We start from the raw sequence: 25,632 nt of genomic DNA, 5'->3' as shown, positions 1-25,632 counted from the left end.
GTTCTTCCTTCCTGAGGAGACGCGACGGCTGCCGCATCCCGAATTTCATCTGTTGGGGGGAGGTGCCTGGATCGGCCAGGCTTCCGAGCGAGGGGATGTCTAGTGCGGAGGGGGCGCGCCCGGCGCGGGTCCGGTGGATTCGCGCGCGATGAGCTTCGCCGGTGCGAGGTCGGTGTCCTCGAGGGGTGTGCCTGCGATCGCGGCGAGGAGCACCCGGGCAGCCGCGGCGCCCCACTCCACCGCGTCGGTGGCGACCGAGGTCAGCGACGGGTAGACGTACCGGGCGATGTCGCTGTCGTCGAATCCCGAGACTGACAGGTCTCGGGGCACGGACAGCCCGGCCCGCTGCGCGACCGCGATGCCGGCGAGCGCCATCAGGTCGTTCGAATACGTGATCGCGGTCGGGCGATCCGCGTCGCCGGCCAGCAGCTCGCGGGTCGCCTCGCCGCCCTGCCGTGCGCTGAAGTCGGTCTCGACGACCCGCCCCACCACGCCGCGTGCCCCGCATGCCGCGTGGAAGGCGTCCCGCCGCCGACTGGCGTGCAGCATGTCGGCCGTTCCGGCCACATGGGCGAGGCTCCGGTGGCCCAGATCGACGAGGTGGTCGACCGTCGCGATCATCCCCTCGACGTCGTCGACCGAGACGGCGGCGAACGGAGAGTCGATGTCGGGGTGACCGAGGGTGACCGCGGCGAGCCCGAGCGAATCCACGAGCGCGAGGCGTTCGTCGTGGGCGCGGAGGTCGGCGAGGAAGACGCCATCGACCCGCCGCTCCGCCGCGAGCTTGCGATACGTATCGGCTTCGAGCGGTCCGGTGGGCACGGATGCGAGCACGAGTGCCTGCCCGGCGGGCGACAGTTCGCGCTCGACGCCGGCGATGAACGCCGGAAAGAACGGATCGCCTGCCACGATCTCGATGTCGCGGCGCAGGACGAGCCCGAGTGCGAAGGATCGGTTCGTACTGAGCGAACGCGCCCGCACGTCGGGCGACCAGCCCATCTCGGCGGCGACGGCGAGGATGCGGTCGCGGGTGACGGCGTTCACGCCCGGCCGACCGTTCAGGGCGAAGGACACCAGCCCTTTGCTGACCCCGGCGCGCTGGGCGACGTCGGCGATGGTCGGACGTCGGCCACGACCCGCGTGCGCTTCATCGCCCATTTCGACCGCCTCGTCATCTAAACCGGTTAATTAAACCGGTTTAGGTCACCATACATGGCGGACCAGCGCTTGTCCATACCCCGACGACAGTGCCGCGGCATCCTGTCAAGCCCTTTCGGGGGATACGCGCATCCCCCGCAGACATGCCACGCTGGTGCGATGAAGAGAGACGTCGCAAGCCGCATTGAACTCCAGGTCACCGAGCCCGCGGAGCTGGTGTTCTCGATGGCGGTGAGCGGACACCACACGCCGGTGACCGAGCACATCACCTTCACCCTCGACGACCAGCCGCTGACATTCGATGCGGTTCCCGACTCCCACGGCACCCGCCTGCAGAAGGTGCAGAGCCCGGCGGGCCGGCTCGTCGCCTCATACGACGCCTCGATCGTCGGCGAGGCCGCCGCGACCGTCGCGAACGCCACCGACCGGATCACCTACCTGCGTCCGAGCCGGTATGCGGAGTCCGATGCGCTGGGACCGACCGCGTTCGCGGAGTTCGGCAGCATCACCGACCCCGCCGAGCTCCTCTCGTCGGTGTCATCGTGGGTCGGCACGCACCTGTCGTACGTGAGCGGCTCGAGTCTGCCCACCGACGGTGCGATCCGCACCCTGCTGGCGCGACAGGGCGTCTGCCGCGACTACGCGCACCTCACGGTCGCGCTGCTGCGCGCGCTGAACGTGCCCGCCCGAGTGGTCTCGGTGTACGCGCCGGGGCTGTTCCCGATGGACTTCCATGCGGTGGCGGAGGCGTGGGTCGAGGACGGCTGGCACGTGGTCGATGCCACGACGCTCGCGCCCCGATCGACGCTCGTCCGTATCGCCACGGGCCGGGATGCCGCCGACTCCGCGTTCCTGACCACCGTGTCGGGTCGCGTCGACCTGGTGGCCATGGAGGTCATGGCGATCGTCGACCAGCTTCCGAACGACGACCTGAACCAGCCCGTCCGCATGCACTGACCCGCGGGTGCGCCGCGGTGGCGCGCGCCCGAACTGCGTGGGAACGTATCGGTATGAAGAAGTGGGTCATCCGGTTCCTGTCGCTGCTCGTCTTCGACATCGTCGTCCTGTTGATCATCGGCTGGCTGACGCCCGCCCGGGTCGGCTGGTCGGCGATCTGGGCCGGCGTGATCCTCACGGCGCTGACCATCTGGATCAAGCCGCTCATCCACCGGTGGTTCCAGTCGATGGCGTCGAAGTCGGCGAACCAGCGCACCAAGATCGGCGAGAAGCTCGTGCACGGCGTGCTGGTCTTCGTTGTCGCGCTCATCGTCTGGATCCTCACCGTGGTGTTCTCCGGCGTCAGCATCGGCGGCTGGTTCTGGGGCTACATCCTCCCGCCGGTGATCATCCTGATCGGCTGGGCGATCTACGACGCGATCGACGACCGGGTCGAGGGCCACGCGGGTGCCCTGTACGACAGGGCGACCGGCACCAAAGCGGCCGAGGCGGGTACGACGACCGCCACGCTGCCCTCGGCCGAGTCGGCCGAGGGTCGTCGCGAACTGCAGGACGGGCTCACCGACGAGCAGCGACGCATGCTGGACGAACTCGGGAAGGGCTGAGACTTTCTCCGCTCGGGTGTCGATCGAGCCGGACCCCGACCGTCATAGGGGTGTCAACGACAACGACACGAAGGATGGACACCATGCGGTACACACTTCTGCTCCACTACCCCGACATGACCGCCGCCGACCTCGGCCCTGAGGCGCTCGCGGACGGCATGCGCGAATTCGACGAGTACGCGAAGGCACTGGACGCGGCCGGCGTGCTGCGATCCGCCGAGGTGCTGCAGCCCTCATCGGCGACGACGACGGTGCGCGGCGGCGAGCAGCTCCGCGTGCAGGACGGCCCCTACGCCGACACGAAGGAGCAGCTCGGCGGCACGTTCGTCATCGAGGTGGATGACCTCGACCAGGCGATCGCGTGGGCCGGCAAGGCCCCCTCCGTGAACTGGGGCGCGGTCGAGATCCGCCCGAGCGGCACGCGGTTCGTCGACGGCTCGTGGACGGACTTCGACTACCGATGACGCCCGATGCCGGTGCGCGGCCCGCCTCCGGGCAGGCTGCGCGCTCGGCCGCCGAACATGCGGCCCGAACCTCGTACGGCCGCATCCTCGCCGTGATCGCCGCCGCGACCCGCGATGTCGCCCTCGCCGAGGACGCGCTCTCGGATGCGTTCGAGAAGGCGCTTCGGATCTGGCCGGATGCCGGCATCCCCGACAATCCCGAAGGGTGGCTGGTCACCGTGGCACGAAACCGCCTGCGCGACCTGCTGCGTTCGCCCGCCGTGCGCGCGAGCCTGCCGCTGCTGGAAGGAGTGCTCGAGGCCGACACGCAGGATGCTGCCACCATCGTCGAGCAGCGCGAACGCATTCCGGACAAGCGGCTGGAGCTGCTGTTCGCGTGCGCGCATCCCGCGATCGACCCGGGCATCCGCACTCCCCTGATGCTGCAGGCAGTGCTCGGCTTCGATGCGGCCGAGATCGCGCGAGCCTTCGCGGTCGAGCCGGCGACGATGGCGCAGCGGCTGGTGCGTGCGAAGCGGCGGATTCGCGACACCGGCATCCCGTTCACGATCCCCACCCGCGCCGACATGCCCGCGCGCCTGGGCGCGGTGCTCGAGGCGGTCTACGGCGCCTACGCGATCGACTGGCTCGAGGCGCCGAACACCGGCAGCGGCGATGGGATGCAGGACTCGATCGCCGATGAGGCCCGCTGGCTCGCCGTGCTGCTCGCCAGCCTGCTCGAGGACGAACCAGAGGCCTGGGGTCTGGCGGCCCTGCTCACGTTCGCCCAGTCGCGGGCGCCCGCGCGCGCCGAGCGGCCGTGGCCGCCGCTGGACGAGCAGGACCCGGCCCTGTGGGATCCGGACCTGATCGAGGAGGGACGCGCCCTGCTTCGCCGCGCGTCGGCGCTCGGCGACCCGCTCGGTCGGTTCCAGCTCGAAGCGGCGATCCAGGCCGTGCACTGCGACCGCGCGCGCACCGGCGAACTGGATGCCGATGCCCTGGTGACCCTCTACCGCGGCCTGGTCGCGGTCGCGCCGACCGCGGGCGCCCGCGCCGCACTCGCAGCGGCCGAAGCGAGGCTCTGATCGGCGCCGGTCGACATGAGAAGCACGTAACAGTGCGACCTGGACGATCCACGCAGCCCCAGGCTCGGCGATGATGGAAGCAGGCGGCCGCGCCGACAGCACGAGCGCGCCGCTTTCCCGAGCACCGGAGGCACCATGTCGCGTCGTCACCCGTCCCTGCGAGCCGCGCTGGTCGGCATCGCGATCACCGCGCTCGCCCTCACCGGCTGCGCGTCCGGCGGCACTCCCTCGGGTGGCGAGAGCTCCGCGCCCGCCGACGAGGGGTACATCACGCCGGGCAAGCTCACGATCGCGACCGGCGAGCCGGCGTACTACCCCTACGTGATCGACGACGATCCGGCATCCGGTGAGGGCTTCGAGTCCGCGATCGCGTACGCCGTGGCGGAGGAGCTCGGCTTTGCGGCCGAGGACGTGGAGTGGGTGCGGACGACCTTCGAGGCGGCGATCGCGCCGGGGCCGAAGACGTTCGACTTCAACATCCAGCAGTACACGATCACCGACGAGCGCAAGCAGAACGTGGACTTCTCGTCCCCGTACTACGCCGCCAGCCAGGCCGTCGTCGCGATCGACGGCTCGCCGGCAGAAGGAGTCACGACGCTCGAGGGGCTGAAGGGTCTCATCCTCGGGGCGATGGTCGGCTCCACGAGCGCGCAGACGATCGACGAGGTCGTGAAGCCGACGACCGCCGCCCAGCTGTACAACTCCAACGAGGACGCGAAAGCGGCGCTCGAGGCCGGGCAGATCGACGGACTCGTTCTGGACCTTCCGACCGCGTTCTACGCGACCGGCGTGTACATCGAGAACTCGTTCATCGTCGGCGAGCTGCCCACGGGCGGCATCCCGGACCAGTGGGGCCTCGTGCTGTCGAAGGACTCGCCCCTCACGGAGGCGGTCTCCGCGGCCGTTGACACCCTGCGCGAGAACGGCACGCTCGACGAGATCACGAACGAGTGGCTCGGCGAGGGCGCGGGCGTCACCCAGCTGAAGTGACACCGGACGACGTCGGTCGGCTAGCGTCGGATCGTGACTGACGCGCCGCACCAGCCGAGTGCGCTCGAGCTCGATCGGCGGGCGTTCCGCAAGCGCCAGTCGACGAGGTCGGTGTTCGTCGCGCTGGTCTCGACACTCGTGTTCGCGGCGGTGGTCTGGCTGACGGTGCTGAACACGCCTGGCTGGGCCGACGTGCAGCAGTCGTTCTTCGATCCCGAGACGTTCTGGTCATCGCTTCCGCGCGTGTGGGAGGGGTTCCTGCTGAACCTGCAGGTGCTCGCGCTGTCGGTCGTCACGGTCGCGATCTTCGCGACCCTCATCGCCCTGCTGCGCACCCTGCGCGGCGCCGTCTTCTTCCCGGTGCGGGTGCTCGCCGCGGCCTACACGGATGTGTTCCGCGGCATCCCGCTCATCATCGTCCTCTACCTCATCGGCTTCGGCGTTCCCGCGCTGCTGAACGCCCGCGTGCCGCTCATCCTCCTCGGCACCGCGGCCATCACGATCACATACTCGGCGTACGTGAGCGAGGTCATCCGAGCGGGCATCGAGGCGGTGCATCCGTCGCAGCGGATCGCCGCGCGCGCGATGGGGCTCGGCTACACCCAGACGCTGCGGCTGGTCGTGCTGCCGCAGGCCCTGCGCAAGATGACGCCGCCGCTCATGAACGATTTCGTGGCCATGCAGAAGGACGTCGGGCTGGTCTCGATCATCGGCCTGGTCGATGCCGTGCGCGCCGCGCAGATCGAGACGTCGCTGTCGTACAACTTCACGCCCTACATCGTGGCGGCCCTGCTGTTCGTACTGCTCGCGATCCCGACAATCCGCCTCACCGACTGGTACACGGCGCGCCTGCAGCGCCGCGAGCAGATGGGCTCGATCGTATGAGCGCGCTGCTGCAGGCGATCGGGATCCGCAAGTCCTTCGGCGATCGCGAGGTGCTGCGCGGCGTCTCGGTCGAGATCGCGGCCCACGAGGTCGTGGCCGTCATCGGGGCGAGCGGGTCGGGCAAGTCGACCCTTCTTCGCTGCCTCAACCTGCTCGAGACGATCGACGACGGGCAGATCATCCTCGGTGGAGAGGACATCTCGGATCCGCGCGTGGACGCGAACAGGGTTCGGGCGCGGTTCGGCGCCGTGTTCCAGAGCTACAACCTCTTCCCGCACCTCACGGTGCTGGAGAACGTGACGCTGTCGCTGCGCTATGTGCACAAGGTGCCGCGCCAGGCGGCGGAGGAGCGCGGGATGCTGCTGCTGGAGCGCGTCGGGCTGGCCGACAAGGCGCGCGAGCATCCGGACCGGCTCTCCGGAGGCCAGCAGCAGCGCGCCGCGATCGTGCGCGCCATCGCCACGGATCCGGAGATCCTCCTGCTCGACGAGATCACCTCGGCACTGGACCCTGAGCTGGTGGGCGAGGTGCTCGAACTGGTCAGCGAGCTGGCCGACGAAGGTGCGACGATCCTGATGGCGACGCACGAGATGGCGTTCGCGCGAGACGTGGCGCACCGGGTCGTGTTCCTCGACGCCGGCCGCATCCTCGAGCAGGGTCCGCCCGCGGACGTGTTCGCGAATCCGCAGGAGGATCGGACCAAGGAGTTCCTGGCGCGGTTCCGCGCCTGAGTCAGGCGACCGAGCGCTCGGCCGCCTCGACGACGTTCGTCATGAGCAGCGCGACGGTCATGGGGCCGACGCCGCCCGGGTTCGGGGACAGGTATCCCGCAACCTCCGCCACGTCGGGGTGGACGTCGCCGTAGACCCTGCTCTTGCCGGTCTCGGGGTCGTCTTCGCGGGTCACTCCCACATCGAGCACCGCCGCACCCGGTTTGACGTCCTCCGCCCGCACGATGTGCCTGACCCCCGCCGCAGCGACCACCACATCGGCCTCACGGAGGTGACGGCCGAGATCGACCGTGCCGGTGTGGGTCAGGGTGACTGTCGCGTTGTACTCGCGGCGGGTCAGCAGCAGCCCGATCGAACGGCCGATCGTGACGCCGCGGCCCACGACGACGACGTGCTTGCCAGCCAGGTCGTAGCCGTTGCGCACGAGCAGCTCGATGACTCCCCGCGGCGTGCACGGCAGCGGCGATGTGATCGGGTTGTTGACGTTGAGCACGAGTCGCCCGAGGTTCGTCGGGTGCAGCCCGTCGGCATCCTTGTCGGGGTCTATCCGCTCCAGGATCGCGTCGGTGTCGATGTGCTTGGGAAGCGGCAGCTGGACGATGTAGCCGTGGCACGCGGGATCTGCGTTGAGCTCGTCGATCAGGTTCTCGACGTCCGCCTGGGTCGCGTCGGCGGGCAGCGTGCGCTGGATCGAGTTCATCCCGATCTCCTCGGACTGCCGGTGCTTCATGCCGACGTACAGCTCCGACGCGGGGTCCGCGCCGACCAGCACCGTGGCGATCCCGGGGACGACGCCGCGAGCCCTGAGGGCCGCGACGCGTTCGCGCAGCTCCTCCTTGATCTCGGCCGCTGCTGCGCGGCCGTCGAGCTTGAGTGCCGTCATCGTGTCTCCTCATCGCCTCTCGACCCGACGCCGCGGCGCGAGCCTCACATCACTATGCCCGTAGGTATATGCCCAGGGCAACCCACGATCACCGTGAGGCTGCATCCGGTGCCCGAGATCCCGGGCAGAGCCCGCAGTCTCACGCTCCCGTTGCAGTCTCGCGGGCTGGGACTACTGCTCGAGGCCAGGGTAGAGCGGGAAGTGGGCCGTCAGGGCGCCGACCCGTGCACGCAGAGCTTGCACATCGGCATCCGGCAGGAGCGCGAGCGCGATGATGTCGGCGACCTCGTGGAACTCGGTGTCGCCGAACCCGCGGGTCGCGAGCGCCGGCGTCCCGATCCGCAGGCCGGACGTGATCATCGGAGGTCGCGGGTCGTTCGGCACGGCGTTCCGGTTGACCGTGATGTGGATCTCGTGCAGCAGGTCCTCGGCCTGCTTGCCGTCGATGGCGGCGTCGCGCAGGTCGACGAGCACCAGGTGCACATCGGTTCCGCCCGAGCGGACGGCGATGCCGGCGTCCTTCACGTCCTGCTGCGACAGCCGCTCGGCGATGATGTGGGCGCCGCTCAGGACCCGCTCCTGGCGCTCCTTGAACTCAGGTGTCGCGGCGAGCTTGAACGCCGTCGCCTTGGCCGCGATCACGTGCATGAGCGGACCGCCCTGCTGGCCCGGGAAGACCGCGGAGTTGATCTTCTTGGCGATGTCGGCGTCGTTCGTGAGGATGAAGCCCGAGCGAGGGCCGCCGATCGTCTTGTGCACGGTCGAGGAGACGACATGCGCGTGCGGCACCGGGTTCGGGTGCAGCCCGGCGGCGACGAGTCCGGCGAAGTGGGCCATGTCGACCCAGAGCAGCGCGCCGACCTCGTCGGCGATCGCGCGGAAGGCCGCGAAATCGAGCTGACGCGGGTAGGCCGACCAACCGGCGATGATGACCTTCGGCTGGTGCTCGATCGCCAGGCGACGCACCTCGTCCATGTCGATCACCGAGGTCTCGGGGTCGACGCCGTACGCCACGATGTTGAAGAGCCGGCCGGAGAAGTTGATCTTCATGCCGTGCGTGAGGTGCCCGCCCTGGTCGAGCGAGAGACCCAGCAGCGTGTCGCCGGGGCGGGCGATCGCGTGCAGCACCGCCGCGTTGGCCGTCGCGCCCGAGTGCGGCTGGACGTTCGCGAACTCCGCACCGAACAGCGACTTGGCGCGTTCGATCGCGAGCTCCTCAGCCACGTCGACCTCTTCGCAGCCGCCGTAATAGCGACGGCCGGGGTAGCCCTCGGCGTACTTGTTGGTCAGCACCGAGCCCTGCGACTGGAGCACCGAGACCGGCACGAAGTTCTCGGAGGCGATCATCTCGAGATAGCCGCGCTGCCGCTCGAGTTCGCGCTCGAGCACCTGTGCGATCTCGGGGTCGACCTCCGCGAGCGGCGCGTTGAAGTAGTGATCGGTCATGGCGTTCTCCTCTGACGACGGTTCGGGTGGTGGACGCCCGCTGCACGGGCCGTTCCATCGGTGTTCCGCATCGACCCAGGCGTACGGTCGAAATCCGTGTCGGTCGCTCCCCGGTGGTCATCCACCTCAACGCCAGTCGCGACAGTCCGAGCATATCGGATGCCGATCCGTGCGCTCGCGGGACGTCGGACGGTAGGCTGGACTCCTATTTGTTAGGACTCTTTACATGAACCTCGCATCACGCCTCGCCGTCCCGGTGGCGGTCGTGGTCGTCGTGCTGCTGGCGGGATGCACTCCGGCCGCACAGAATGGAGCCACTGTGTCCGCATCCCTGCCCATCGTGCCCGCACCGGCCTCGATCGAGCCCGCCGCCTCGGCGGAGCAGTTCCGGCTCGGCGACCAGGTGATCCTGAGCGGCGATGCGGATGCCGTCGCCGCGCTCTCCGCGTTGATCGTCGCCCGCACGGATGGCGCGGTCGCCGCATCGGCGGGATCCGGGACCGAGAGCGCGGGCGCCAGGACGATCGAGCTCCGCCTGGTCGAGGCGGCGGAGCCGGAGTCGTATCGGATCACCGCGGATGCGGCATCCGTCGTGGTCACCGCTGCGGACGCGGCCGGGCTCTTCTACGGCGTCCAGACGCTCGGGCAGCTCATGGCGCGGGATGAGGACGGATTCGCGATCCCCGCCGTGCAGATCGACGATGCACCGCGATTCGCGTACCGAGGGGTGATGCTGGATGTCGCGCGCCACTTCCTCCCCGTCGAGACGGTCGAGGCGTACATCGACCGCGCCGCGAGTCTGAAGCTCAATGCCCTGCACCTGCACCTCAGCGACGACCAGGGCTGGCGCATCGCGCTCGACTCGCGTCCGAAGCTGACCGAACTCGCCTCCTCGACCGCCGTCGGCGGTGACGGTGGCGGGTTCTTCTCGAAGGCCGACTATCGCCGCATCGTGGAGTATGCGGCATCCCGTCACATGATCGTGGTGCCCGAGATCGACCTGCCCGGCCACACGCATGCCGTCGGCCTGGCCTATCCGGAGATCGCCGAGGCGCCCGTGCTCTCGGAGCACATCCTCGACACGGTCCGGGACCACGGCGGCGAGGTGCCGACCGCCGGCGTCGCCTACACCGGAATGGCCGTCGGCTTCTCGTCGCTGAAGATCCACGACGAGGCCACGTACGACTTCGTCGCCGATGTCGTCGGGGAGCTCGCGGCCATGACGCCGGGCCCGTACCTGCACATCGGCGGTGACGAGGCGCTCGGCACGGACCCTGACGACTTCGCGGTGTTCATGGAGCGGGCCACCGCGATCGTCGCCGACCTCGGCAAGATCCCGGTGACCTGGCACGAGGCCGGGGCGGCCCCGGGCATCGACCCGGACACCGTCGGCCAGTACTGGGGCTTCCTGACGCCGACCGACGGCATGGACGACCGGGCCCGGGCGTTCGTCGAGCACGACTCGGGACTCATCCTCTCCCCCGCCGACGCGGTGTACCTCGACATGAAGTACGACGCGGATGCAGCACTCGGGCTCACGTGGGCCAACGGCCCGACCAGCGTCGAGCGCGCCTACTCGTGGGAGCCCGCGGCCATCATCGACGGCGTGGCGGAGGACGACATCCTGGGCGTCGAAGCCCCCATGTGGACCGAGACGATCCGCACGCTCGCCGACATCGACGAGATGGCCTTCCCGCGCATCGCGGCCGCCGCCGAGGCGGCCTGGTCACCGGCCGCCGCCGACAGCGAGCTGCGCACATGGGAGTCGTTCCGCACTCGCGTCGGCGGCCTGGGTCCGCTGTGGTCCAGCCTCGGCATCGGCTTCCACGCCTCCGACGAGATCCCCTGGATCACCGAGGGCGCGCCGGAGTGAGCACGCTGATCCACTCGGTCCGGCTGATGGATGCCGGGCGAAAGGTCGAGGACGCGTGGGTGCGGTTCGACGACGGACGGGTGGCCTCGGCGGGCATCGGCGAGGGATGGCGGCGGTTCGCGCAGCCCCACGACACGATCGTGGACGGTGTGGATGCGGCCGGCGCCGGGGCGATCCTGACGCCAGGCTTCATCGACATCCACGGCCACGGCGGCGGCGGCGAGTCGTACGACGACGGTCCGGACGCGATCAGGGCGGCGCGCGCGCTCCACCGCGCCCACGGCACGACCCGCGCGGTGATCTCCCTCGTGACCGCGCCGCTCAGCACCATGGAGCGGCGCGCGGCGATGGTCGCCGAGATCGCGACGACGGATGCCGACATCCTCGGCTCGCACCTCGAAGGGCCGTTCCTGGACCCCGGCCACAAGGGCGCGCACGATCCCACCCTGCTGTGCGCTCCCGAGCCCACGGCGGTGGAGCGGCTGCTCGCGGCCGGGCGCGGAACGGTCCGCCAGGTGACGCTCGCTCCCGAGCTGCCCGGCGCCCACGATGCGATCGCACTCGTGGTCGGCGCGGGCGCGGCGGCGGCGGTCGGCCACACCGGTGCGGATCTGGCTACGACCCGTGCCGCCTTCGATGCCGGCGCGACGATCCTGACGCACGCGTTCAACGCCATGCCCGGCCTGCACCATCGCGATCCCGGTCCGGTCGCCGCAGCGGCAGCCGACCCGCGCGTGACCCTGGAAGTCATCGCGGACGGCGTCCACCTCCATCCAGAGGTCGTGCGCATCGCGTTCGCGGCCGCACCGGGCCGCATCGCGCTGGTGACCGATGCGATGGCCGCCGCGGGGCACGCCGACGGCCGGTACGAACTCGGCCCGCTCCGTGTCGACGTGCTCGACGGCGTCGCAAGACTGGCGATCGGCGGCGCGATCGCGGGCTCCACGCTCACGCAGGATGCCGCGCTGCGTCGCACCGTCGCGGCCGGGGTGCCGCTCGTGGACGCGGTCGCCGCGCTCACCGCGACTCCGGCTCGCGCAATCGGTCGCGACGACGATCTCGGATCGCTGGCCGTCGGGTTCTTCGCAGATGCCGTCCTCCTCACCAGCGGTCTGGACGTGCGGTCGGTCTGGACCTCCGGCGTTCCGGCCTGAACCTCCCGCCGTAGAATGGGTGCATGTCCGAGACTCCCCGTGTGACGCCGAAAGCGCCGCTCGAACCCGGCATGCGCGCACCGCTGACCGCGGTCGACGTGCTGGCCTTCGCGTGCGAGCTCTTCGCATTCGCGACGCTCGCGATCTGGGGCTTCGCGGCATGGCCGTTCCCGTGGAACATCGTCGTCGGCATCGCCGCGCCGCTGGTCGCCATCCTCGTCTGGGCGCTGTTCGTCTCGCCTCGCGCCGTGTTCGCAGTCCACCCGTTCGTGCGCGCCGTGGTCGAACTGCTGGTCTACGTCTCCGCGACCCTGGCGTGGTGGAGCATGGGCCTGACCTGGGTCGGCCTGGTCTTCGGTGTCGTCGCGGTCACCGCCGGAGTCTTCGCCGGCAGACGCCGTCTCGCGTGAGCGACGAGCCCGACGTCCTCTCGCGTCTGCGCACCGCGCTCGGCGATCGCGTCGACACGTCGGACGCGGCGCTCCAGGACGCGCGCGCGGACAAGTCGGGGCACGCCGCATCCGCCGCGCCGCTCGCCGTCGTGCACGCGACGTCCGTCGCAGACGTGCAGGAGACCCTGCGCGTCGCCACCGCCACCCGCACACCAGTGGTCGTTCGCGGCGCGGGCACCGGGTTGGCCGGCGGCGCCAATGCCGGCCAGGGCGAGATCGCGCTGTCCGTGCGCGGAATGGACCGGATCCTCGAGGTGCGGCCCGACGATCTGCTCGCCGTCGTCGAGCCCGGGATCCTGAACGCCGACCTCAATGCCGCGCTCGCCGAGCACGGCGTCTGGTGGGCGCCCGACCCGGCCAGTCGCGCGATCTCCACCGTCGGGGGCAACATCGCGACGGGCGCCGGCGGCCTGCTGTGCGCGAAGTACGGAGTCGTGCGCGACGCGGTGCTCGGCGTGGATCTCGTCCTCGCCGACGGACGCCTGCTGCACCTCGGACACCGCACCGTGAAAGGTGTGACCGGCCTCGATCTGACCTCGCTCGTGATCGGGTCGGAGGGAACGCTCGGCGTCGTCGTGGGGGCCACGCTCAAGCTCCGCCGGCTCGTTCCCGGTGAAGTCTGCACGATCGCCGCGACGTTCTCCGACGTGCGATCGGCAGCCGAGGCATCCGCCGCGGTCACCGCCGCAGGCGCGCAGCCCGCGATCATGGAGCTGATGGATGCCGCATCCCTCGCCGCCGTCCACGCCCTCCTGAACCTCGAGCCCCCCACCCCCGGCGCCGCCCAGCTCACGATCCAGACCGACGGGCCCGCGGCGGCCGCCGAGGCCGAAGCGATCGCGACGGTGCTCGGCGCGGCAGGGGGCACGGTCGCGGTGTCGAATGATCGCGACGAGGGCGAGCGCCTGCTCGCGATCCGCCGGTCGATGCATCCGGCGATGGAATCGCTCGGCACGACCCTCATCGAGGACGTCTCCGTACCGCGCAGCAGCCTCCCCGCGATGTTCGACGAGATCGCACGCGTCGAACGCGAGCACGGCGTGGTCATCCCGACCGTCGCTCATGCCGGGGACGGCAACCTCCACCCCAACTTCATCTTCGAGGGCGACACGGTGCCGGACCACATCTGGGTCGCTGCCGACGACCTGTTCCGCTCGGCGCTGCGCCTCGGCGGCACCCTCACGGGCGAGCACGGCATCGGCGTGCTGAAGCGCCGCTGGCTCGCCGACGAGCTGGGCGATGACCAGTGGGAGCTGCAGCGACAGATCACCCGCGTGTTCGACCCGCTCGGCATCCTGAACCCCGGCAAGGTCTTCGCGCCGTGAGCGCGCCGCGCATCCACGTGAGCGCGGCCGTGATCACGGATGCCGCCGGCCGGGTGCTGGTCGTGCGCAAGCACGGCACGTCGGTGTTCATGCAGCCCGGCGGCAAGCCCGAGGCGGGCGAGACCGGCGCCGAGGCGCTGGCCCGGGAGCTGCACGAGGAGGTCGGCCTGGTGCTCGACCCCGCCGATCTCGAGCCGCTCGGGATCTTCGAGGCGGATGCCGCGAACGAGGCCGGGCACCGCGTCGTGGCCGACACCTTCCGCGTCTTCGCGGAGCCGGGCGATGTGGTCGCGCAGGCCGAGATCGCCGAGCTTCGCTGGATCACCCCGGCCGACGTGCCGACGATGGCGCTGGCACCGCTCAGCCTCGATCACCTGCTCGCCCTCGCCTGGGACTGAGCCCCCGCGGCGTGCACAACCGCGGGGATCGTGGCCGACACACCGGGACGTACATGCCAAGTCCCGGCGTGTCGCGCCCGGGATCCGCACCTGTGCACGGCCCGCGCCTGGGGCTGAGGCGTCAGCGGCCGGTGCTGCTGACCTTCTCGGCCTCGATCGTGATGACCACTCGTTCCTGATCACGCCCGCCGTACCAGGAGTACGGGCGGCCGGTGTACTTCTGCGACATCTTCTCGATGTGCTCGGGACCGCCTTCTTTCACGATGCTGATCGCTCGCCCGCGCACCTGGTAGAAGGCGCCCGGACGGGCCGGGTCGCTGATCGTCACGGCCACCCGGGGATCACGGCGCAGGTTGCGCACCTTCAGATGCGTGTCGACGCTGTTCACGATGACGTGCTCGCCGTCGGTGTCGACCCACACCTGCGTCAGCTGCGGCGACCCGTCCTTCATCAGCGTCGCGATGTAGCAGGTGCTCTTGGCGCGCAGCAGGTCGAGCAGGTCATCCGGAAGTGTCATGACTCGACGATACGTCGGCCGCGGGGGGCCTCGGCCCGGACGGAGACCTACAGCCCCTGCCAGGCCGGCTTGTTCGCGAAGGTGTACCGGTAGTAGTCGCCGAAACGCAGATCGGATGCCGCCGCCTCGTCGACGACGACCGTCGCGTGCGGGTGCAGCTGGATCGCGGAGGCGGGCAGGGATGCCGTCACCGGGCCCTCGACCGCGGCGGCGACCGCCTCCGCCTTGCCCTTGCCGAACGCCAGGAGCACCAGGTGCCGGGCACGCAGGATCGTGCCGAGCCCCTGCGTGATGCAGTGCCTCGGAACGTCCTCGACCGAGTCGAAGAAGCGCGCGTTGTCCTCGCGCGTCTGCCGGGTGAGCGTCTTTACCCTGGTCAGCGAGGCGAACGAGGATCCGGGCTCGTTGAACCCGATGTGTCCGTCGGTGCCGATGCCCAGCAGCTGGAGATCGACGCCGCCGGCGTCGACGAGCGCACGCTCGTAGTCATCGCCGGCGTGCTCGATGCCGTTCAGCGAGCCGTCCGGCACGGACACCCGCTCGGGATCCAGCCCGAGCGGCTCGACGACCTCGCGGGTGATCACCGACCGGTAGCTCTCGGGGTGATCCGGGTCGAGGCCGACGTACTCGTCGAGCGCGAATCCGCGCACGCGCGACACGTCGACGCCGGCGAGCCGCGACGGCAGGGCGGCATAGACCGGCACCGGGGTCGAACCGGTGGCAAGGCCCAGCACCGCATCCGGCTGCGATCGCACGAGCCGGGCGATCTCGTCGGCGACGACCGCCCCTGCCGCCGCGGCGTCGGCGACGATGACGATCTCAGCCATGCGTGAGGGCCTCGGCCGCACCGGTCACCGGCGCTTCCCGCGCGGCGCCCACGAGCGCGGCGCCGAGGGCCGCCGCCGGCGAACCTGCGGGCAGCAGTTCGACGCGCTCCTCGAGGCGCAGCGAGCGCATGAACGGCGATGCCTCGGCGCTGGCTGCGAGCTCTGCGACGACATCCGCCATGAGCCTCGGCCCGAGGGCGGTGACCCCGCCGCCGAGCACGACGACGTCGACGTCGGCCGTCAGCACGAGCACGCGCACGGCTGCGGCGACGCCACGAGCCAGGCCGGCGCGGAGCTTACGGGCGAGGTGGTCGCCGGCGTCCGCAGCGTCGAAGACGTCGCGCACCGGCAGCGCCCCGGGCCGCCCCCAGCGTTCGGCGATCGCTCCGCCGCCCGCGAGCGCCTCGATGCATCCGTGCTGGCCGCAGCGGCACAGCGGGCCGTTGGGATCGATCGAGATGTGACCGACCTCGCCTGCGGTCCCCCGGGCGCCGCGCCACAGCTCGCCGTCGGTGACGATGCCGGCGGCGATGCCCGTCCCCAGGTTCAGGTAGGCCATCGAACTCGGCGCTCCGCCGGATCGAAGTGCGTACGCGCCGAACGCGGCCGCCTTCACGTCGTTCTCCACGCGCACGGGCGCGCCGAGCTGCGGGCCGACGGCCGCCGCGAGGTCGAGCTCTTCGACGCCGAGGTTCACGGCATGCACGACGCGGGCCGTCCCCGGCTCGACCTGCCCCGGGATGCCGATGCCGACGGACTCGATCTGACCGGGCTCCTCGCCCCGGGCACCGAGACTGCGCACCGCATCGAGCACGGTCCGCACGACGGCGTCCGCGCCCCAGCCCGTCGCGAGCCGCACGCGGGCGACGATCACGCCGTCGGAATCGATGGCCACGGCATCCGTCTTGGTCCCGCCGACGTCGAGCCCGACCCTCATCGGCCGGCCTCCCCGCGGGAGGCGGCGTGGATGGTGCCGCGCATCAGCCCTTGACCGCCCCTGCCACCAGGCCGCCTGTCATGCGGCCCTGAACGATCAGGAAGAAGATGACGACGGGGATCGCGATGAGCGTCGACCCGGCCATGACCGCGCCCCAGTTGACCGACCCCGAGACCGAGGAGGACTGGAAGGCGTTCAGCCACGTGGGCAGCGTCAGGTTGTAGCCCTTCATGAGCAGCAGCGCCATCGTGAACTCGTTCCACGACTGGATGAACGCGAAGATGCCGGTCGCGACGAGGCCGGGCGCGAGGAGCGGGAAGGTGACCTTCCAGAACGCCTGCGACTTCGTGCACCCATCGATCATGGCGGCTTCCTCGAGGTCTGCCGGGACGCCCGCCACGAATCCGCGCAGGGTCCAGATCGTGAAGGGGATCACGCTCGCCAGGTAGACGATCCCGAGGCCCAGCAGCGTGTTGATCAGACGCCAGTCGTCGATCATCCCGTAGATCGTGAACATCATCGCCTCGCCGGGGATCATCTGGACGATCAGCACCGAGACGATGAAGGCGCGGCGGCCCTTGAAGTGGAACCGCGCGACGGCGATCGATGCCAGGAAGGCGAACAGCAGGGTCGCCACGAGCACGCCGAGTGTGACCGTGACCGAAGTGGCCAGGGCGTGCGGGAAGTCGGTCTGCCCCTGCGCCGCCTCACGCGTCCACGCCGTCAGGTAGTTCTGCAGCGTGAACGACCACGGGAAGAAGCTGGGGTCGCGGCTGATGATCTGCGCGTTCGGGGTGAACGACATGTTCACCATCCAGTAGACCGGGAACACCGACATCAGGAACACGATCGCCGCGGCGATGTTCAGCAGGGTGCGGGTCGCGATGCGCTTCCCGGAGGGCCGGCGTGCCTCGATCGACCGCTTCTTGGGGGCGTTCGGCTCGCCGCCCTCACCGAGCACCTCGTCGACGCCGATCGTGCCGAGCTGCGTGCCGACGTTGATCTGAGTGCTCACAGCTCCTCCTCCTTGAGCGTGCTGCGGACGTAGCCCCATGAGAGCGTGAGCAGCAGCACCACCATGACCACGCCGATCGCGGCCGTGGTGCCGAACTCGCCGATGCCCTGACGGAACAGGTACGTGCCGAGCACATTCGTCTCGGCGGCGATGCCGCCGCGGCTCTGCAGGGCATAGACCTGCGTGAAGATGCGCAGGTTCCAGATGATCTGCAGCACCAGCACGACCGTGAGCACGCTGCGCAGGTACGGGAAGACGATGAGCCCGAAGCGCTTCAGCCCGGTCGCACCGTCGAGCGACGCTGCTTCGAGCACCTCACCGGGCACCTGGCCGAGGGCGGCGTACGTCGTGAAGGCCACGAACGGAACCGACTGCCACACGATGATGATCGTCAGCACGAGGAAGAACGACCAGGGGTTGAGCAGCCAGGAGTGGTTCGTCCAGTCGCTGGTGCCGGTGATCGTGTTCAGCGCCCAGTTGACCACGCCGTACTGGGTGTCGAAGATCCAGCCCCATACGACGGTCGCCGTCAGCGGCGGCATCGCCCACGCCAGCAGCAGGCCGACCGAGACCACGATGCGCCACGCCCGGCTCAGTCGCGTCATCAGGACGGCGACCAGGATGCCGAGCAGCATGTTCAGGATGGTCAGCACGACCATGAGGCCGAGGCTCCGCATCAGCACTGCCGGGAAGTCGGATTCGGAGAAGAGCGCGACGTAGTTCTCGAACCAGACGAAGTTCGGCATCGTGCCGAGCACTTTGTTCTTGACCGTGTAGTCGGTGAACGACTGGATCACCATCAGGACGGCCGGGTAGCCGACCATGACGGCGAGGATGATCAGGGACGGGCCGAGCAGGGTCCATGCGCCGCGGGCTTCGCGTCGAGCGCGCCGACGTTCGCGCGAGACGGGCGGGCGCGGTTCGCTGCTGCGCTCGGGCCGTGCGGGCCGGACAGCGGTGGCGGTGTCGCTCATGTCGTCTCCTCTCTGAGAGGGATCTGGGGGGCACGCTGGACGTGCGCTGCGTTGTGCGAAGTGGGGAGGGGCGGACCGGTCTCCAGGTCAGGCGCAGGCGGTGCGGATGCCGCATCCTGAGTCTGGCCGAGGGATCGGTCGGGGGCGAGGGGTCCCGGTCCCGGGGCGGAGACCGGGACCCCTCTTGGTGGGGGTTACTTGTTGAGGATCGCTTCGATCGCCGTGTCGAGCTCAGCCGCGATCGCCGCGACGTCGCCGCCCTGCGCGATCTTGACGAGCGCGTCGGGGATGATCTGCGCGGCCTCGACCTCGGCCCAGTTCGGGCTCGTGGGGGTGAACTTGGAGTTCGCGAGCGCCTCGGCCTGGGCCTTGGCGATCGGGGTGTCGGGCAGGAACTCTGCAGCCGAGACGATGCCCGGGGTCAGACCCTGCTCGGCGAGGAGCTTCTGGTAGCCCTCCGACAGCATGATCTCCAGGGCGGCCTTCGCCTTCTCGGGCGAGCCGCTCTTGGTCGCGACGGCGATGTTCGAGCCACCCGCGAAGATCGGAGCGGTCTCACCCGCCTTCAGGCCGGGCAGCGCGAACGCGGCCAGGTCCGAGCCGTACGTGTCGGGGCAGCCCTCGGAGACCTCTTCACCGGCTGCTTCGTCGCCCCACGGCCAGTCACCGGTGATGTTGCCGGCGGCCCACGCGGGGCTGGACAGGAAGCCGACCTCGCCGGCGCAGAAGTCGATGTTGCCGAGACGCTCGTTGCCGTCGACCGGAGCCACCGAGGCGTTCAGGTAGACGTCCTGCAGCTGCTCGAGACCTTCGAGGCTCTCGTCGCTGGAGAATTGCGCGTCCCACTCGTCGCCGTCCTGGACGGCGATCTCGCCACCGTGTGCCCAGACGTAGGGCAGTGCGTTGTACCAGTCCTTGCCCGGGGCGTAGATGCCCGAGACGGTGTCGGTCTTCAGCTCGATGCCCTTGGCGACATACTCGTCGAGCGTCGTCGGGAGGGTGTCGCCCACGATCTGCGGCGTGTAGAACACGATGCGCCCACCGGCGTAGTAGGGCGCCGCGTACAGCGAGCCCTCGTAGGTTCCGGCATCCACCAGACCCGACAGCAGGTCGTCGCCGCCCAGCTGCTCCTGGATGTCGGAGATGTCGAGGAACAGGCCCGCGTCGGCGAATCCGAGCGCCTGCGTGTTGCCGACCTCGACGACGTCAGGCGAGTCGTTGGAGGACAGCGCCGCGGTGTAGGTGTCGGAGACGTCGGCCCAGGTCTTCTCCTCGACTGTGAGGGTCCAGCCTTCGTTCTCGTCCTCGAACGTCTCCTTGAGGTAGTCGCGCGCCGTCTGCGGGGTGTCCGCGCCGACGAGCCACACCGTCAGGTCGCCGGTCGCTGCCTCGCTGGGGGCGCCGCCGCTGCCACCTGCGCAGCCGGCGAGCACGACAGCCGAAGCGCCGACGAGCGCGAGGGCTCCGAGCTTCTTGTTCATGGTGTCTTCCTTCGTGTTTCTCTTGGTGGTTCCGGGGGCCGGGTGACCCGTCCGGGGGGTTCTTACTTGGATTGCCCGGCTGGTGCTGGGGCGAGGGATGGGCTGCCGGGGATCATGAGACCCCGAGCTGCCCGGAGAGGACCATGACGGCGGCTCCGCGCAGGACGATGTCCTGGCCTTGCTCCGTCATCCGCACGCGGACGCCGTCGTGGAATTCGGCGAGCGTCCGTGCGCGGAGGGTCTCGACGGTCGCTTGCGCGAGGGGTCCGTCGAGAAGTTCAGGGGGTCCGGAGAGGACGATCTCCGAGACGTCGAGCACGCCGACGATCGGCGCGAGCGCGATTCCGAGGCGCTCCCCCGCGTCACGGAGGATGCCGATGCGCGCATCTTCGTCGGATGCCGCGGCCAGCCGCGCCGTCAGTGCCGGCACGGCGAGCCATGCCTCGAGGCAGCCGACCTTGCCGCACACGCAGACCGGCCCACCGTCGGTCCCGACGGTGACGTGGCCGATCTCCCCCGCGGCGAAGTGCGCGCCGCGCATGGGCTGGCCGGAGGCGAGCAGCCCGGAGCCGACGCCTCGGCCGACCTTGACCAGCAGCACGTCATCGCCGGCGCCGCCGAAGGTGTACTCCGCAAGCACAGCGGCGTTCGCGTCGTTGGCGACGAGGACGGGGAGCCCGAGGGCGCCCTGGAGCGCGCTCTGGAGGTCGAATCCCGCCCACTTGAGGTTCGGGGCGGTCAGGATCACGCCGCGTTCGTCGACGATGCCGGGGGTTCCGACGCCGATGCCGAGCACGGGGGCGTGCGCGTCACCCACCAGGTCGCGGGCGAGCTGGACGACCGCGCCGACGACGTCGCCGTCGGTCAGGATCGGAACCTCGCGGCGTGCGACGATGTCGCCGTCGAGCGTCAGGACGGCGCCGATGAACGCGTCGCTCCCGGAAAGGTCGATGCCGACGATGCGGTGACCGGCGCGGTCGAGGTCGACCAGGATCGCGGGCTTGCCCGGTCCGGATGCCTCGCGGACACCCATCTCGGCGACGAAGCCGTCGGCGATGAGTTCTGCGATGAGATCCGAGATCGTGACGCGGGTGAGTCCGGTCTCGCGTGACAGGTCGGCGCGGCTCATCGCACCCTGGTGGAACAGGGTCTGCAGCAGCAGCGAGCGGTTGTGCCCGCGAGCGTGCTCCGGAAGGACCTTGCCGCCCTGACGCAGCGCGCGACCCGGCCCGAACGTGCGACCGTTCGTGGTTCCGTGAGGGTGCGGCGGCTCGAGGGTGGAAGAGCCGCGCTGCGCTTCCGATGCAGACATGTTTGTTAGTACACCTTACGAACAATCACCACGCAAGTCCTGAAGGCTATTTGGACGGCGTGTTTACAAAACCGTTACATTCCGCATGCCGGTCGAGCGGGGCGCGGCCGGACGACGATACCCGGGTGCGGCTGGGCGCTCGCCCGGACGTACCCTGGAATCCATGTCCCCCAGAATCGCGGCACTCACGATCGCGGTGGTCGCCCTCTTCGGGCTGACCGCCTGCACCGGCTCCCCCGGCACCTCGACGGACGCCGACACGCCGGCGACCAGCGATCAGCCCGGAGACGAGGGGCAGTCCGCGGCAGATGCGTGCGCGCTCATCCAGCAGAGCATCCAAGACGCTACAGCCGAGTTCGAGAACGCGTCGAGCTCGGATCCGGCAACCGTGGTGGATGCGATGCGCGCGGCCGCCGAGCAGCTCTCCGAGACGGCTCGGAGCGTGACGAACGATGAAGTCGCGGCCATCGTGCCGTCGCTGGAGGACATGTTCTCCGAGGTCGCGGCGGTGATGGAGGCGATCGTGAAGGGCGACGCCTCGAAGGTCCAGGACCTCCCGCAGCTCGGCGCGAAGTTCCAGGAGACCAGCGAAGCGTTCCATGAGATCTGCACTCCGTGACCCCGGACGGATTCCGCGTGCGGCATCCGTGATGCTTCCGTTGCGCGACCTCGGACATGCGTCCCGTACCATTGAGTGACGTGTTCGCAGCCGGGGGGTGATGGCATGACGGATCTGGCCACCAGGCCCGGCGCCGAAGAGGCGCCTCTCGGTGACGCCGCCGATGATCTCGAACCGGCCGCGACAGCGCCGATCGACGGCAGCGGAGACGCGCCGGCGATGGCATGGGCCCCGGCTGAACCCGCTCCGCGCAAGCGACACCTCGCACTGTGGATCGGCATCCCCGCCGCCGTCGCCGCCGTCGCGGTCGTCGCGTCCTCCCTCGTTCTGATCGCCCCTGGAACCTCCGTCGCCGGCGTGCCGGTCGGCGGCATGACGCCGGGTGCGGCTGCAGACGCCATCGAGACCCGGCTCGCCGAGACGACCATCGTGCTGACCGGCGCGGGCGGCGACGCCGAGGTGACCGGCGCCGACCTCGGCGCATCCGTCGACGCCACTGCGCTGGCGAACGCCGCCTTCGCGGCGAACCCGGCATGGAACCCGACCACCTGGTTCGCTGCTCCGATCGACGCCCCCGTGCGCATCGACACGGATGCCGCGACCGCGGCGCTGCGCGCCGCAGCCCCCGAGCTCTACACGGATCCGGTCGATTCCGCGATCACGTTCGATCCGGTGTCCGCCTGGTACGTCGCGTCGCCCTCCGAGCTGGGCACCGGGATCGACATCGATGCCGTGCGCGCCGCGCTGGCGGAGGCGTTCGCCGCAGGCGTCACGGTCGCCGAGCTCGACGTGGACGCCACGCCGGTGCAGGCGGAGAGCCCCACGTTCGTCGCGCAGGCGACGGTCGATCGCCTCAACTCGATGCTCGCCTCCACGGGCTTCTACGTCGGTGCCGAGCGCACCGTGCCGATCGATCGCGCGGTCGCGGCATCCTGGCTCACCGTTGCTTCCGCCGAACGGGGCACGTATGTGGTCACGGCCGATGCGGCTGCGATCCAGCCCTATGTCGACGGCCTCGCACCGCTCGTGGACCGTGCCGCCGAGAACGGCACGGTGATCACCGATTCGGGTGGCGACGTGCTCCGCGAAGTGGCCCCGGGCATCTCCGGCCGCCAACTCGGCGACACCTCGAGCGTGGCGTCCGATTTCGCGACCCAGCTCGACGCCGGCAACGGCGTCTTCTCCCTCCCGGTCACCGAGGTTGCTCCGGTCATCACGACCCTGGCCCGGCGCATCGAGGTCAACCTCAGCCAGCAGCAGGCGTTCCTGTTCGAGAACGAGCAGGTCGTCGCGTCCTGGTACATCTCCTCGGGCAGGGACGGGTTCAACTCGAGCACCGGCAGCTTCCGGATCAGCGCGAAGCTCGAATCGCAGAACATGGGCAATCCCGACCTCACCAAGGCGCCGTACTACTACACGGAGAATGTGCCCTGGGTGATGTACTACAACGCCGACGAGGCGCTGCACGGGGCGTACTGGCACAACAACTTCGGCAACCAGATGAGCCACGGCTGCATCAACATGCCGGTGGATGCGGCAGCCTACGTCTACACCTGGGCGCCGATGGGCACCGAGGTCTGGGTGCATTACTGACACGAGCGGTGTCAAGGTCGAGCAGCGGGCGAAGCCGGCGTATCGAGACCCCTCAACGGGCTTCGGCCACAGGAACCCGTCGTCGCGCGAGCACGCTCAGCAGCACCAGGACGAACGCTCCGATCCCCGTGATCAGCAGCGATCCGACCGCGAACCATCCGGCCGCCGCCTGATCGGTGAGGGCGGCCAGCAGCAGATCCAGGCCCATCCCGGTCGGCAGCCCCACGCTGAGCGTCTTGATGAGCGGGGGCACGGTGGAGGAGAGACCGGCGGCGAGTGCGATCAGCCCGATCGCGAGCGAGAGGAGTCGCCCGGCGCCGCCGAACGCCGCCGCGAGTCCCTGATTGGCCAGGGTGAACATCACCCCGATGTAGACGGCGGAGGCCGCGAAGGCGATCCACTGCAGCGGCGACACCGCGACACTGCCCAGCACGACGATCGCGACGAGCAGACCCTGCGCGGCGCCGATCGCCGCGGGAACCGCGATCGCTCGGAGGGCGATGGATCCGGAACCCGCACCGGTGAGCAGCATCCTGGTCGGCACCGCCTGCACGCCCAGCACGATGACGAGCCCGCCCAGCCAGAGCGCCAGCATCGTGAACAGCGGTGCGGACTGCAGCCCGGCCTGGCTCGGCGCCTGATCGACCTCGACCGGACGCGAGACGACCGATGACAGCGTCGTGATGTCGCTGTCGCTGTAGGTGGGGATCTGCTCCGTCGCCTCGGTCAGGCCATCGGCGAGCTGCCCCGCTCCGGCATCCACCTGCTCGGTCCCGGCCGCGAGCTGATCGGCGCCGGCGGCGAGGGAATCCGCGCCCGTGCTCGACGCAGCGGCACCCGCCGCGACGTCGGCAGAGCCCGTGGCGGAGGCGTCGATCGCGTCGACGAGGACGGGCATCACCGTCGCGAGCGCGTCGTTCCCCGCCGCGACCTCGCCGGCGCCCGCGGCGAGATCGTCGACCTGCTGTGCAGCTGCCTGCAGCGTGGCCAGCGCCGCACTCGCGCGATCGCAGAGGGGTCCGGGCGTCTGGCACAGGTCTGCGACCACGGCGCCGAACGCAGCGGTCGCGTCGTCGAGCCTGCTCGAGGCGGATCCGACGGCCGACGCGACCGCGTCGGCACCCGCCGCGAGCTGCGCCGTCTGCCCGGGAAGCCCTCCGGCCAGCGTCCCGAGTTCGCCCAGTCCCCTCGCAAGGGATGCCGCGCCGCCGGCCAGCGATGTCAATCCGGTCGCGAGGTCGCCGGCGCCGGCTGCGAGGCCGTCGGCGCCGGCGGCGGCCGAGGCGGCGCCGGCAGCCAGCTGCTGCGCGCCGTCGGCGGCTTGGCCGATCTGCGCGTCGATGGTGTTGAAGCCCTCGTAGACCTGCCCGAGGTAGCGCGAGATCAGCTGCGTGTTCAGCGCGTCGACGGCGCCCTGGGTGACCGCGCCGGTCAGCGCCGGGTCCAGCCATGCGGAATCCGGTGTGGTCTCGATCTCGACGGTCGCCTGCTGCGCATCGGCCGCAGGCCCGCTGATCGAGGTCGCGTCGGCCGAGAAGTCGCTCGGGATCGTGACGACCGCTGCGTAGCGCCCTGACGCCAGCCCTGCCGCGGCTTCCTCGGAGTTGGTGAGCACCCAGTCGAATGTCTGCGTGTCGGAGGAGTCCGTCGCCGCGGCAGCATCCACCGACGCCGACGGCGTCGGGTTCGCCGACGGCGTCGGGCTCGCCGAGGGATCGGATGCGGCGGCCGACGGCTCCATGAGCGCTGCCGCGAACTGCCGGCCGAGAGGGATGGACTGCCCGTCGACGGTCACGGGGACGTCGTTGTTCACGATCGCGGCGGTGACCCGGTCGAGGTTCGCGACCGGGGTCGCGAGGGCCCACGCGAGCACTCCGCCGATCAGCAGCGGCGCGATGACGAGTCCGATGATCGTGAGGCGGCGCGGACGCTCCGAGCCGGACGTCGCAGAGAAGTCGCGCCGCGCCAT

At 70.2% G+C, this 25,632-nt stretch carries 25 protein-coding genes and 1 riboswitch; of the genes, 14 read left to right on the top strand and 11 right to left on the bottom strand.

The genetic code is table 11. The annotated features are described in order from the left end of the window. Positions 1–99 precede the first annotated feature (99 nt). Entirely contained in the window at positions 100–1,158 is a 1,059-nt protein-coding gene (locus BM349_RS05570) for a LacI family DNA-binding transcriptional regulator (RefSeq protein ID WP_091704176.1), read from the bottom strand. 159 nt (positions 1,159–1,317) lie between these two features. On the opposite strand from BM349_RS05570, the gene BM349_RS05565 reads away from it, so the two are divergent. The 7 genes from BM349_RS05565 (at position 1,318) to BM349_RS05535 (ending at position 6,857) form a co-directional block, all read left to right on the top strand. Next, a complete protein-coding gene (locus tag BM349_RS05565; RefSeq protein ID WP_091704173.1) occupies positions 1,318–2,115 on the top strand; it encodes a transglutaminase-like domain-containing protein in 798 nt (265 codons plus the stop codon). Positions 2,116–2,168: 53 nt separating this feature from the next. Continuing rightward, complete coding sequence (locus BM349_RS05560) at positions 2,169–2,720, top strand: hypothetical protein (RefSeq protein WP_091704171.1); 552 nt, start codon at positions 2,169–2,171, stop codon at positions 2,718–2,720. An 83-nt stretch (positions 2,721–2,803) separates the two neighbouring features. Further along, positions 2,804–3,184 carry a YciI family protein gene (locus BM349_RS05555; protein WP_091705012.1) on the top strand — a complete coding sequence of 127 codons (381 nt, stop codon included), beginning with the start codon at positions 2,804–2,806 and terminating at the stop codon, positions 3,182–3,184. Next, positions 3,181–4,251, top strand: a complete 1,071-nt coding sequence (locus BM349_RS05550) for an RNA polymerase sigma factor (RefSeq protein ID WP_091704169.1) — start codon at positions 3,181–3,183, stop codon at positions 4,249–4,251. Before BM349_RS05555 ends, BM349_RS05550 begins: the two co-directional genes overlap by 4 nt. A 135-nt stretch (positions 4,252–4,386) precedes the next feature. Next, complete coding sequence (locus tag BM349_RS05545; protein ID WP_091704165.1) at positions 4,387–5,241, top strand: ABC transporter substrate-binding protein; 855 nt, start codon at positions 4,387–4,389, stop codon at positions 5,239–5,241. A gap of 33 nt (positions 5,242–5,274) precedes the next feature. Next, on the top strand, positions 5,275–6,126 hold the full coding sequence (locus BM349_RS05540; protein WP_254773739.1) for an amino acid ABC transporter permease: 852 nt from the start codon (positions 5,275–5,277) through the stop codon (positions 6,124–6,126). Then, positions 6,123–6,857, top strand: coding sequence for an amino acid ABC transporter ATP-binding protein (locus tag BM349_RS05535; protein WP_091704163.1), 735 nt, complete (start codon positions 6,123–6,125; stop codon positions 6,855–6,857). Before BM349_RS05540 ends, BM349_RS05535 begins: the two co-directional genes overlap by 4 nt. A 1-nt stretch (position 6,858) precedes the next feature. Here BM349_RS05535 and BM349_RS05530 read toward each other — a convergent pair whose 3' ends face one another. After that, on the bottom strand, positions 6,859–7,740 hold the full coding sequence (locus tag BM349_RS05530) for a bifunctional methylenetetrahydrofolate dehydrogenase/methenyltetrahydrofolate cyclohydrolase (RefSeq protein WP_091704160.1): 882 nt from the start codon (positions 7,738–7,740) through the stop codon (positions 6,859–6,861). 171 nt (positions 7,741–7,911) lie between these two features. Next, the gene (gene glyA, locus BM349_RS05525; RefSeq protein ID WP_091704157.1) at positions 7,912–9,186 is read right to left on the bottom strand and encodes a serine hydroxymethyltransferase; all 1,275 of its coding nucleotides are present in this window, start codon (positions 9,184–9,186) and stop codon (positions 7,912–7,914) included. Positions 9,187–9,252: 66 nt separating this feature from the next. Next, positions 9,253–9,336, bottom strand: a riboswitch (ZMP/ZTP riboswitch). A 76-nt stretch (positions 9,337–9,412) separates the two neighbouring features. Here glyA and BM349_RS05520 point away from each other — a divergent pair. From BM349_RS05520 to BM349_RS05500, 5 genes are read left to right on the top strand one after another with little or no spacing between them, the layout of a single operon-like run. Next, positions 9,413–11,059 (top strand): family 20 glycosylhydrolase, encoded by a 1,647-nt coding sequence (locus BM349_RS05520; protein ID WP_091704154.1) that lies wholly within the window; start codon positions 9,413–9,415, stop codon positions 11,057–11,059. A 26-nt stretch (positions 11,060–11,085) separates the two neighbouring features. Next, positions 11,086–12,213, top strand: coding sequence for an N-acetylglucosamine-6-phosphate deacetylase (locus BM349_RS05515; RefSeq protein ID WP_254773761.1), 1,128 nt, complete (start codon positions 11,086–11,088; stop codon positions 12,211–12,213). Between the two features lie 23 nt (positions 12,214–12,236). Continuing rightward, positions 12,237–12,623 (top strand): YrdB family protein, encoded by a 387-nt coding sequence (locus tag BM349_RS05510; RefSeq protein ID WP_091704146.1) that lies wholly within the window; start codon positions 12,237–12,239, stop codon positions 12,621–12,623. Further along, a complete protein-coding gene (locus BM349_RS05505) occupies positions 12,620–13,990 on the top strand; it encodes an FAD-binding oxidoreductase (RefSeq protein ID WP_091704141.1) in 1,371 nt (456 codons plus the stop codon). Before BM349_RS05510 ends, BM349_RS05505 begins: the two co-directional genes overlap by 4 nt. Continuing rightward, positions 13,987–14,388, top strand: coding sequence for an NUDIX hydrolase (locus BM349_RS05500; RefSeq protein WP_254773738.1), 402 nt, complete (start codon positions 13,987–13,989; stop codon positions 14,386–14,388). Before BM349_RS05505 ends, BM349_RS05500 begins: the two co-directional genes overlap by 4 nt. 121 nt (positions 14,389–14,509) lie before the next feature. Here BM349_RS05500 and BM349_RS05495 read toward each other — a convergent pair whose 3' ends face one another. From BM349_RS05495 to BM349_RS05465, 7 genes are all read right to left on the bottom strand, one after another. Next, positions 14,510–14,905, bottom strand: coding sequence for a PPOX class F420-dependent oxidoreductase (locus BM349_RS05495; RefSeq protein WP_091704138.1), 396 nt, complete (start codon positions 14,903–14,905; stop codon positions 14,510–14,512). Between the two features lie 47 nt (positions 14,906–14,952). Further along, positions 14,953–15,732 (bottom strand): glucosamine-6-phosphate deaminase, encoded by a 780-nt coding sequence (locus BM349_RS05490; protein WP_091704135.1) that lies wholly within the window; start codon positions 15,730–15,732, stop codon positions 14,953–14,955. Further along, the gene (locus tag BM349_RS05485) at positions 15,725–16,669 is read right to left on the bottom strand and encodes an ROK family protein (protein ID WP_091704131.1); all 945 of its coding nucleotides are present in this window, start codon (positions 16,667–16,669) and stop codon (positions 15,725–15,727) included. Before BM349_RS05485 ends, BM349_RS05490 begins: the two co-directional genes overlap by 8 nt. 43 nt (positions 16,670–16,712) lie before the next feature. After that, positions 16,713–17,684 carry a carbohydrate ABC transporter permease gene (locus tag BM349_RS05480; RefSeq protein ID WP_091704127.1) on the bottom strand — a complete coding sequence of 324 codons (972 nt, stop codon included), beginning with the start codon at positions 17,682–17,684 and terminating at the stop codon, positions 16,713–16,715. Further along, positions 17,681–18,658, bottom strand: a complete 978-nt coding sequence (locus BM349_RS05475; RefSeq protein WP_091704123.1) for a carbohydrate ABC transporter permease — start codon at positions 18,656–18,658, stop codon at positions 17,681–17,683. Before BM349_RS05475 ends, BM349_RS05480 begins: the two co-directional genes overlap by 4 nt. Before the next feature lie 194 nt (positions 18,659–18,852). After that, positions 18,853–20,139: an extracellular solute-binding protein gene (locus tag BM349_RS05470; RefSeq protein ID WP_091704119.1), complete on the bottom strand. Its 1,287-nt coding sequence runs from the start codon at positions 20,137–20,139 to the stop codon at positions 18,853–18,855. A 112-nt stretch (positions 20,140–20,251) separates the two neighbouring features. Further along, a complete protein-coding gene (locus BM349_RS05465) occupies positions 20,252–21,451 on the bottom strand; it encodes an ROK family transcriptional regulator (protein ID WP_091704116.1) in 1,200 nt (399 codons plus the stop codon). A 163-nt stretch (positions 21,452–21,614) separates the two neighbouring features. Here BM349_RS05465 and BM349_RS05460 point away from each other — a divergent pair, with 163 nt between their 5' ends. Continuing rightward, complete coding sequence (locus BM349_RS05460) at positions 21,615–22,070, top strand: hypothetical protein (RefSeq protein WP_091704113.1); 456 nt, start codon at positions 21,615–21,617, stop codon at positions 22,068–22,070. A gap of 105 nt (positions 22,071–22,175) precedes the next feature. Next, the gene (locus BM349_RS05455; RefSeq protein WP_091704110.1) at positions 22,176–23,663 is read left to right on the top strand and encodes a L,D-transpeptidase family protein; all 1,488 of its coding nucleotides are present in this window, start codon (positions 22,176–22,178) and stop codon (positions 23,661–23,663) included. 52 nt (positions 23,664–23,715) lie between these two features. Here the strand turns inward: BM349_RS05455 and BM349_RS05450 are convergent, their stop codons facing one another. Further along, positions 23,716–25,632, bottom strand: coding sequence for a hypothetical protein (locus tag BM349_RS05450; RefSeq protein WP_091704105.1), 1,917 nt, complete (start codon positions 25,630–25,632; stop codon positions 23,716–23,718).

It is taken from the genome of Microbacterium sp. cf046 (assembly GCF_900114345.1).
Taxonomy (GTDB): domain Bacteria; phylum Actinomycetota; class Actinomycetes; order Actinomycetales; family Microbacteriaceae; genus Microbacterium.
Note: the sequence above shows the minus strand (reverse complement) of the source record. Positions and strands in the feature narration are given on the sequence as shown.

What these genes read in the sequence shown, in the direction of transcription:
- BM349_RS05510 (WP_091704146.1), top strand. Translation starts at nt 12,237, where the DNA reads ATGTCCGAGACTCCCCGTGTGACGCCGAAAGCGCCGCTCGAACCCGGC.
- BM349_RS05465 (WP_091704116.1), bottom strand. Translation starts at nt 21,451, where the DNA reads ATGTCTGCATCGGAAGCGCAGCGCGGCTCTTCCACCCTCGAGCCGCCG.
- BM349_RS05515 (WP_254773761.1), top strand. Translation starts at nt 11,086, where the DNA reads ATGGATGCCGGGCGAAAGGTCGAGGACGCGTGGGTGCGGTTCGACGAC.
- BM349_RS05470 (WP_091704119.1), bottom strand. Translation starts at nt 20,139, where the DNA reads ATGAACAAGAAGCTCGGAGCCCTCGCGCTCGTCGGCGCTTCGGCTGTC.
- BM349_RS05490 (WP_091704135.1), bottom strand. Translation starts at nt 15,732, where the DNA reads ATGGCTGAGATCGTCATCGTCGCCGACGCCGCGGCGGCAGGGGCGGTC.
- glyA (WP_091704157.1), bottom strand. Translation starts at nt 9,186, where the DNA reads ATGACCGATCACTACTTCAACGCGCCGCTCGCGGAGGTCGACCCCGAG.
- BM349_RS05555 (WP_091705012.1), top strand. Translation starts at nt 2,804, where the DNA reads ATGCGGTACACACTTCTGCTCCACTACCCCGACATGACCGCCGCCGAC.
- BM349_RS05535 (WP_091704163.1), top strand. Translation starts at nt 6,123, where the DNA reads ATGAGCGCGCTGCTGCAGGCGATCGGGATCCGCAAGTCCTTCGGCGAT.
- BM349_RS05550 (WP_091704169.1), top strand. Translation starts at nt 3,181, where the DNA reads ATGACGCCCGATGCCGGTGCGCGGCCCGCCTCCGGGCAGGCTGCGCGC.
- BM349_RS05475 (WP_091704123.1), bottom strand. Translation starts at nt 18,658, where the DNA reads ATGAGCGACACCGCCACCGCTGTCCGGCCCGCACGGCCCGAGCGCAGC.
- BM349_RS05495 (WP_091704138.1), bottom strand. Translation starts at nt 14,905, where the DNA reads ATGACACTTCCGGATGACCTGCTCGACCTGCTGCGCGCCAAGAGCACC.
- BM349_RS05565 (WP_091704173.1), top strand. Translation starts at nt 1,318, where the DNA reads ATGAAGAGAGACGTCGCAAGCCGCATTGAACTCCAGGTCACCGAGCCC.
- BM349_RS05460 (WP_091704113.1), top strand. Translation starts at nt 21,615, where the DNA reads ATGTCCCCCAGAATCGCGGCACTCACGATCGCGGTGGTCGCCCTCTTC.
- BM349_RS05570 (WP_091704176.1), bottom strand. Translation starts at nt 1,158, where the DNA reads ATGGGCGATGAAGCGCACGCGGGTCGTGGCCGACGTCCGACCATCGCC.
- BM349_RS05485 (WP_091704131.1), bottom strand. Translation starts at nt 16,669, where the DNA reads ATGAGGGTCGGGCTCGACGTCGGCGGGACCAAGACGGATGCCGTGGCC.
- BM349_RS05520 (WP_091704154.1), top strand. Translation starts at nt 9,413, where the DNA reads ATGAACCTCGCATCACGCCTCGCCGTCCCGGTGGCGGTCGTGGTCGTC.
- BM349_RS05560 (WP_091704171.1), top strand. Translation starts at nt 2,169, where the DNA reads ATGAAGAAGTGGGTCATCCGGTTCCTGTCGCTGCTCGTCTTCGACATC.
- BM349_RS05530 (WP_091704160.1), bottom strand. Translation starts at nt 7,740, where the DNA reads ATGACGGCACTCAAGCTCGACGGCCGCGCAGCAGCGGCCGAGATCAAG.
- BM349_RS05545 (WP_091704165.1), top strand. Translation starts at nt 4,387, where the DNA reads ATGTCGCGTCGTCACCCGTCCCTGCGAGCCGCGCTGGTCGGCATCGCG.
- BM349_RS05450 (WP_091704105.1), bottom strand. Translation starts at nt 25,632, where the DNA reads ATGGCGCGGCGCGACTTCTCTGCGACGTCCGGCTCGGAGCGTCCGCGC.
- BM349_RS05455 (WP_091704110.1), top strand. Translation starts at nt 22,176, where the DNA reads ATGACGGATCTGGCCACCAGGCCCGGCGCCGAAGAGGCGCCTCTCGGT.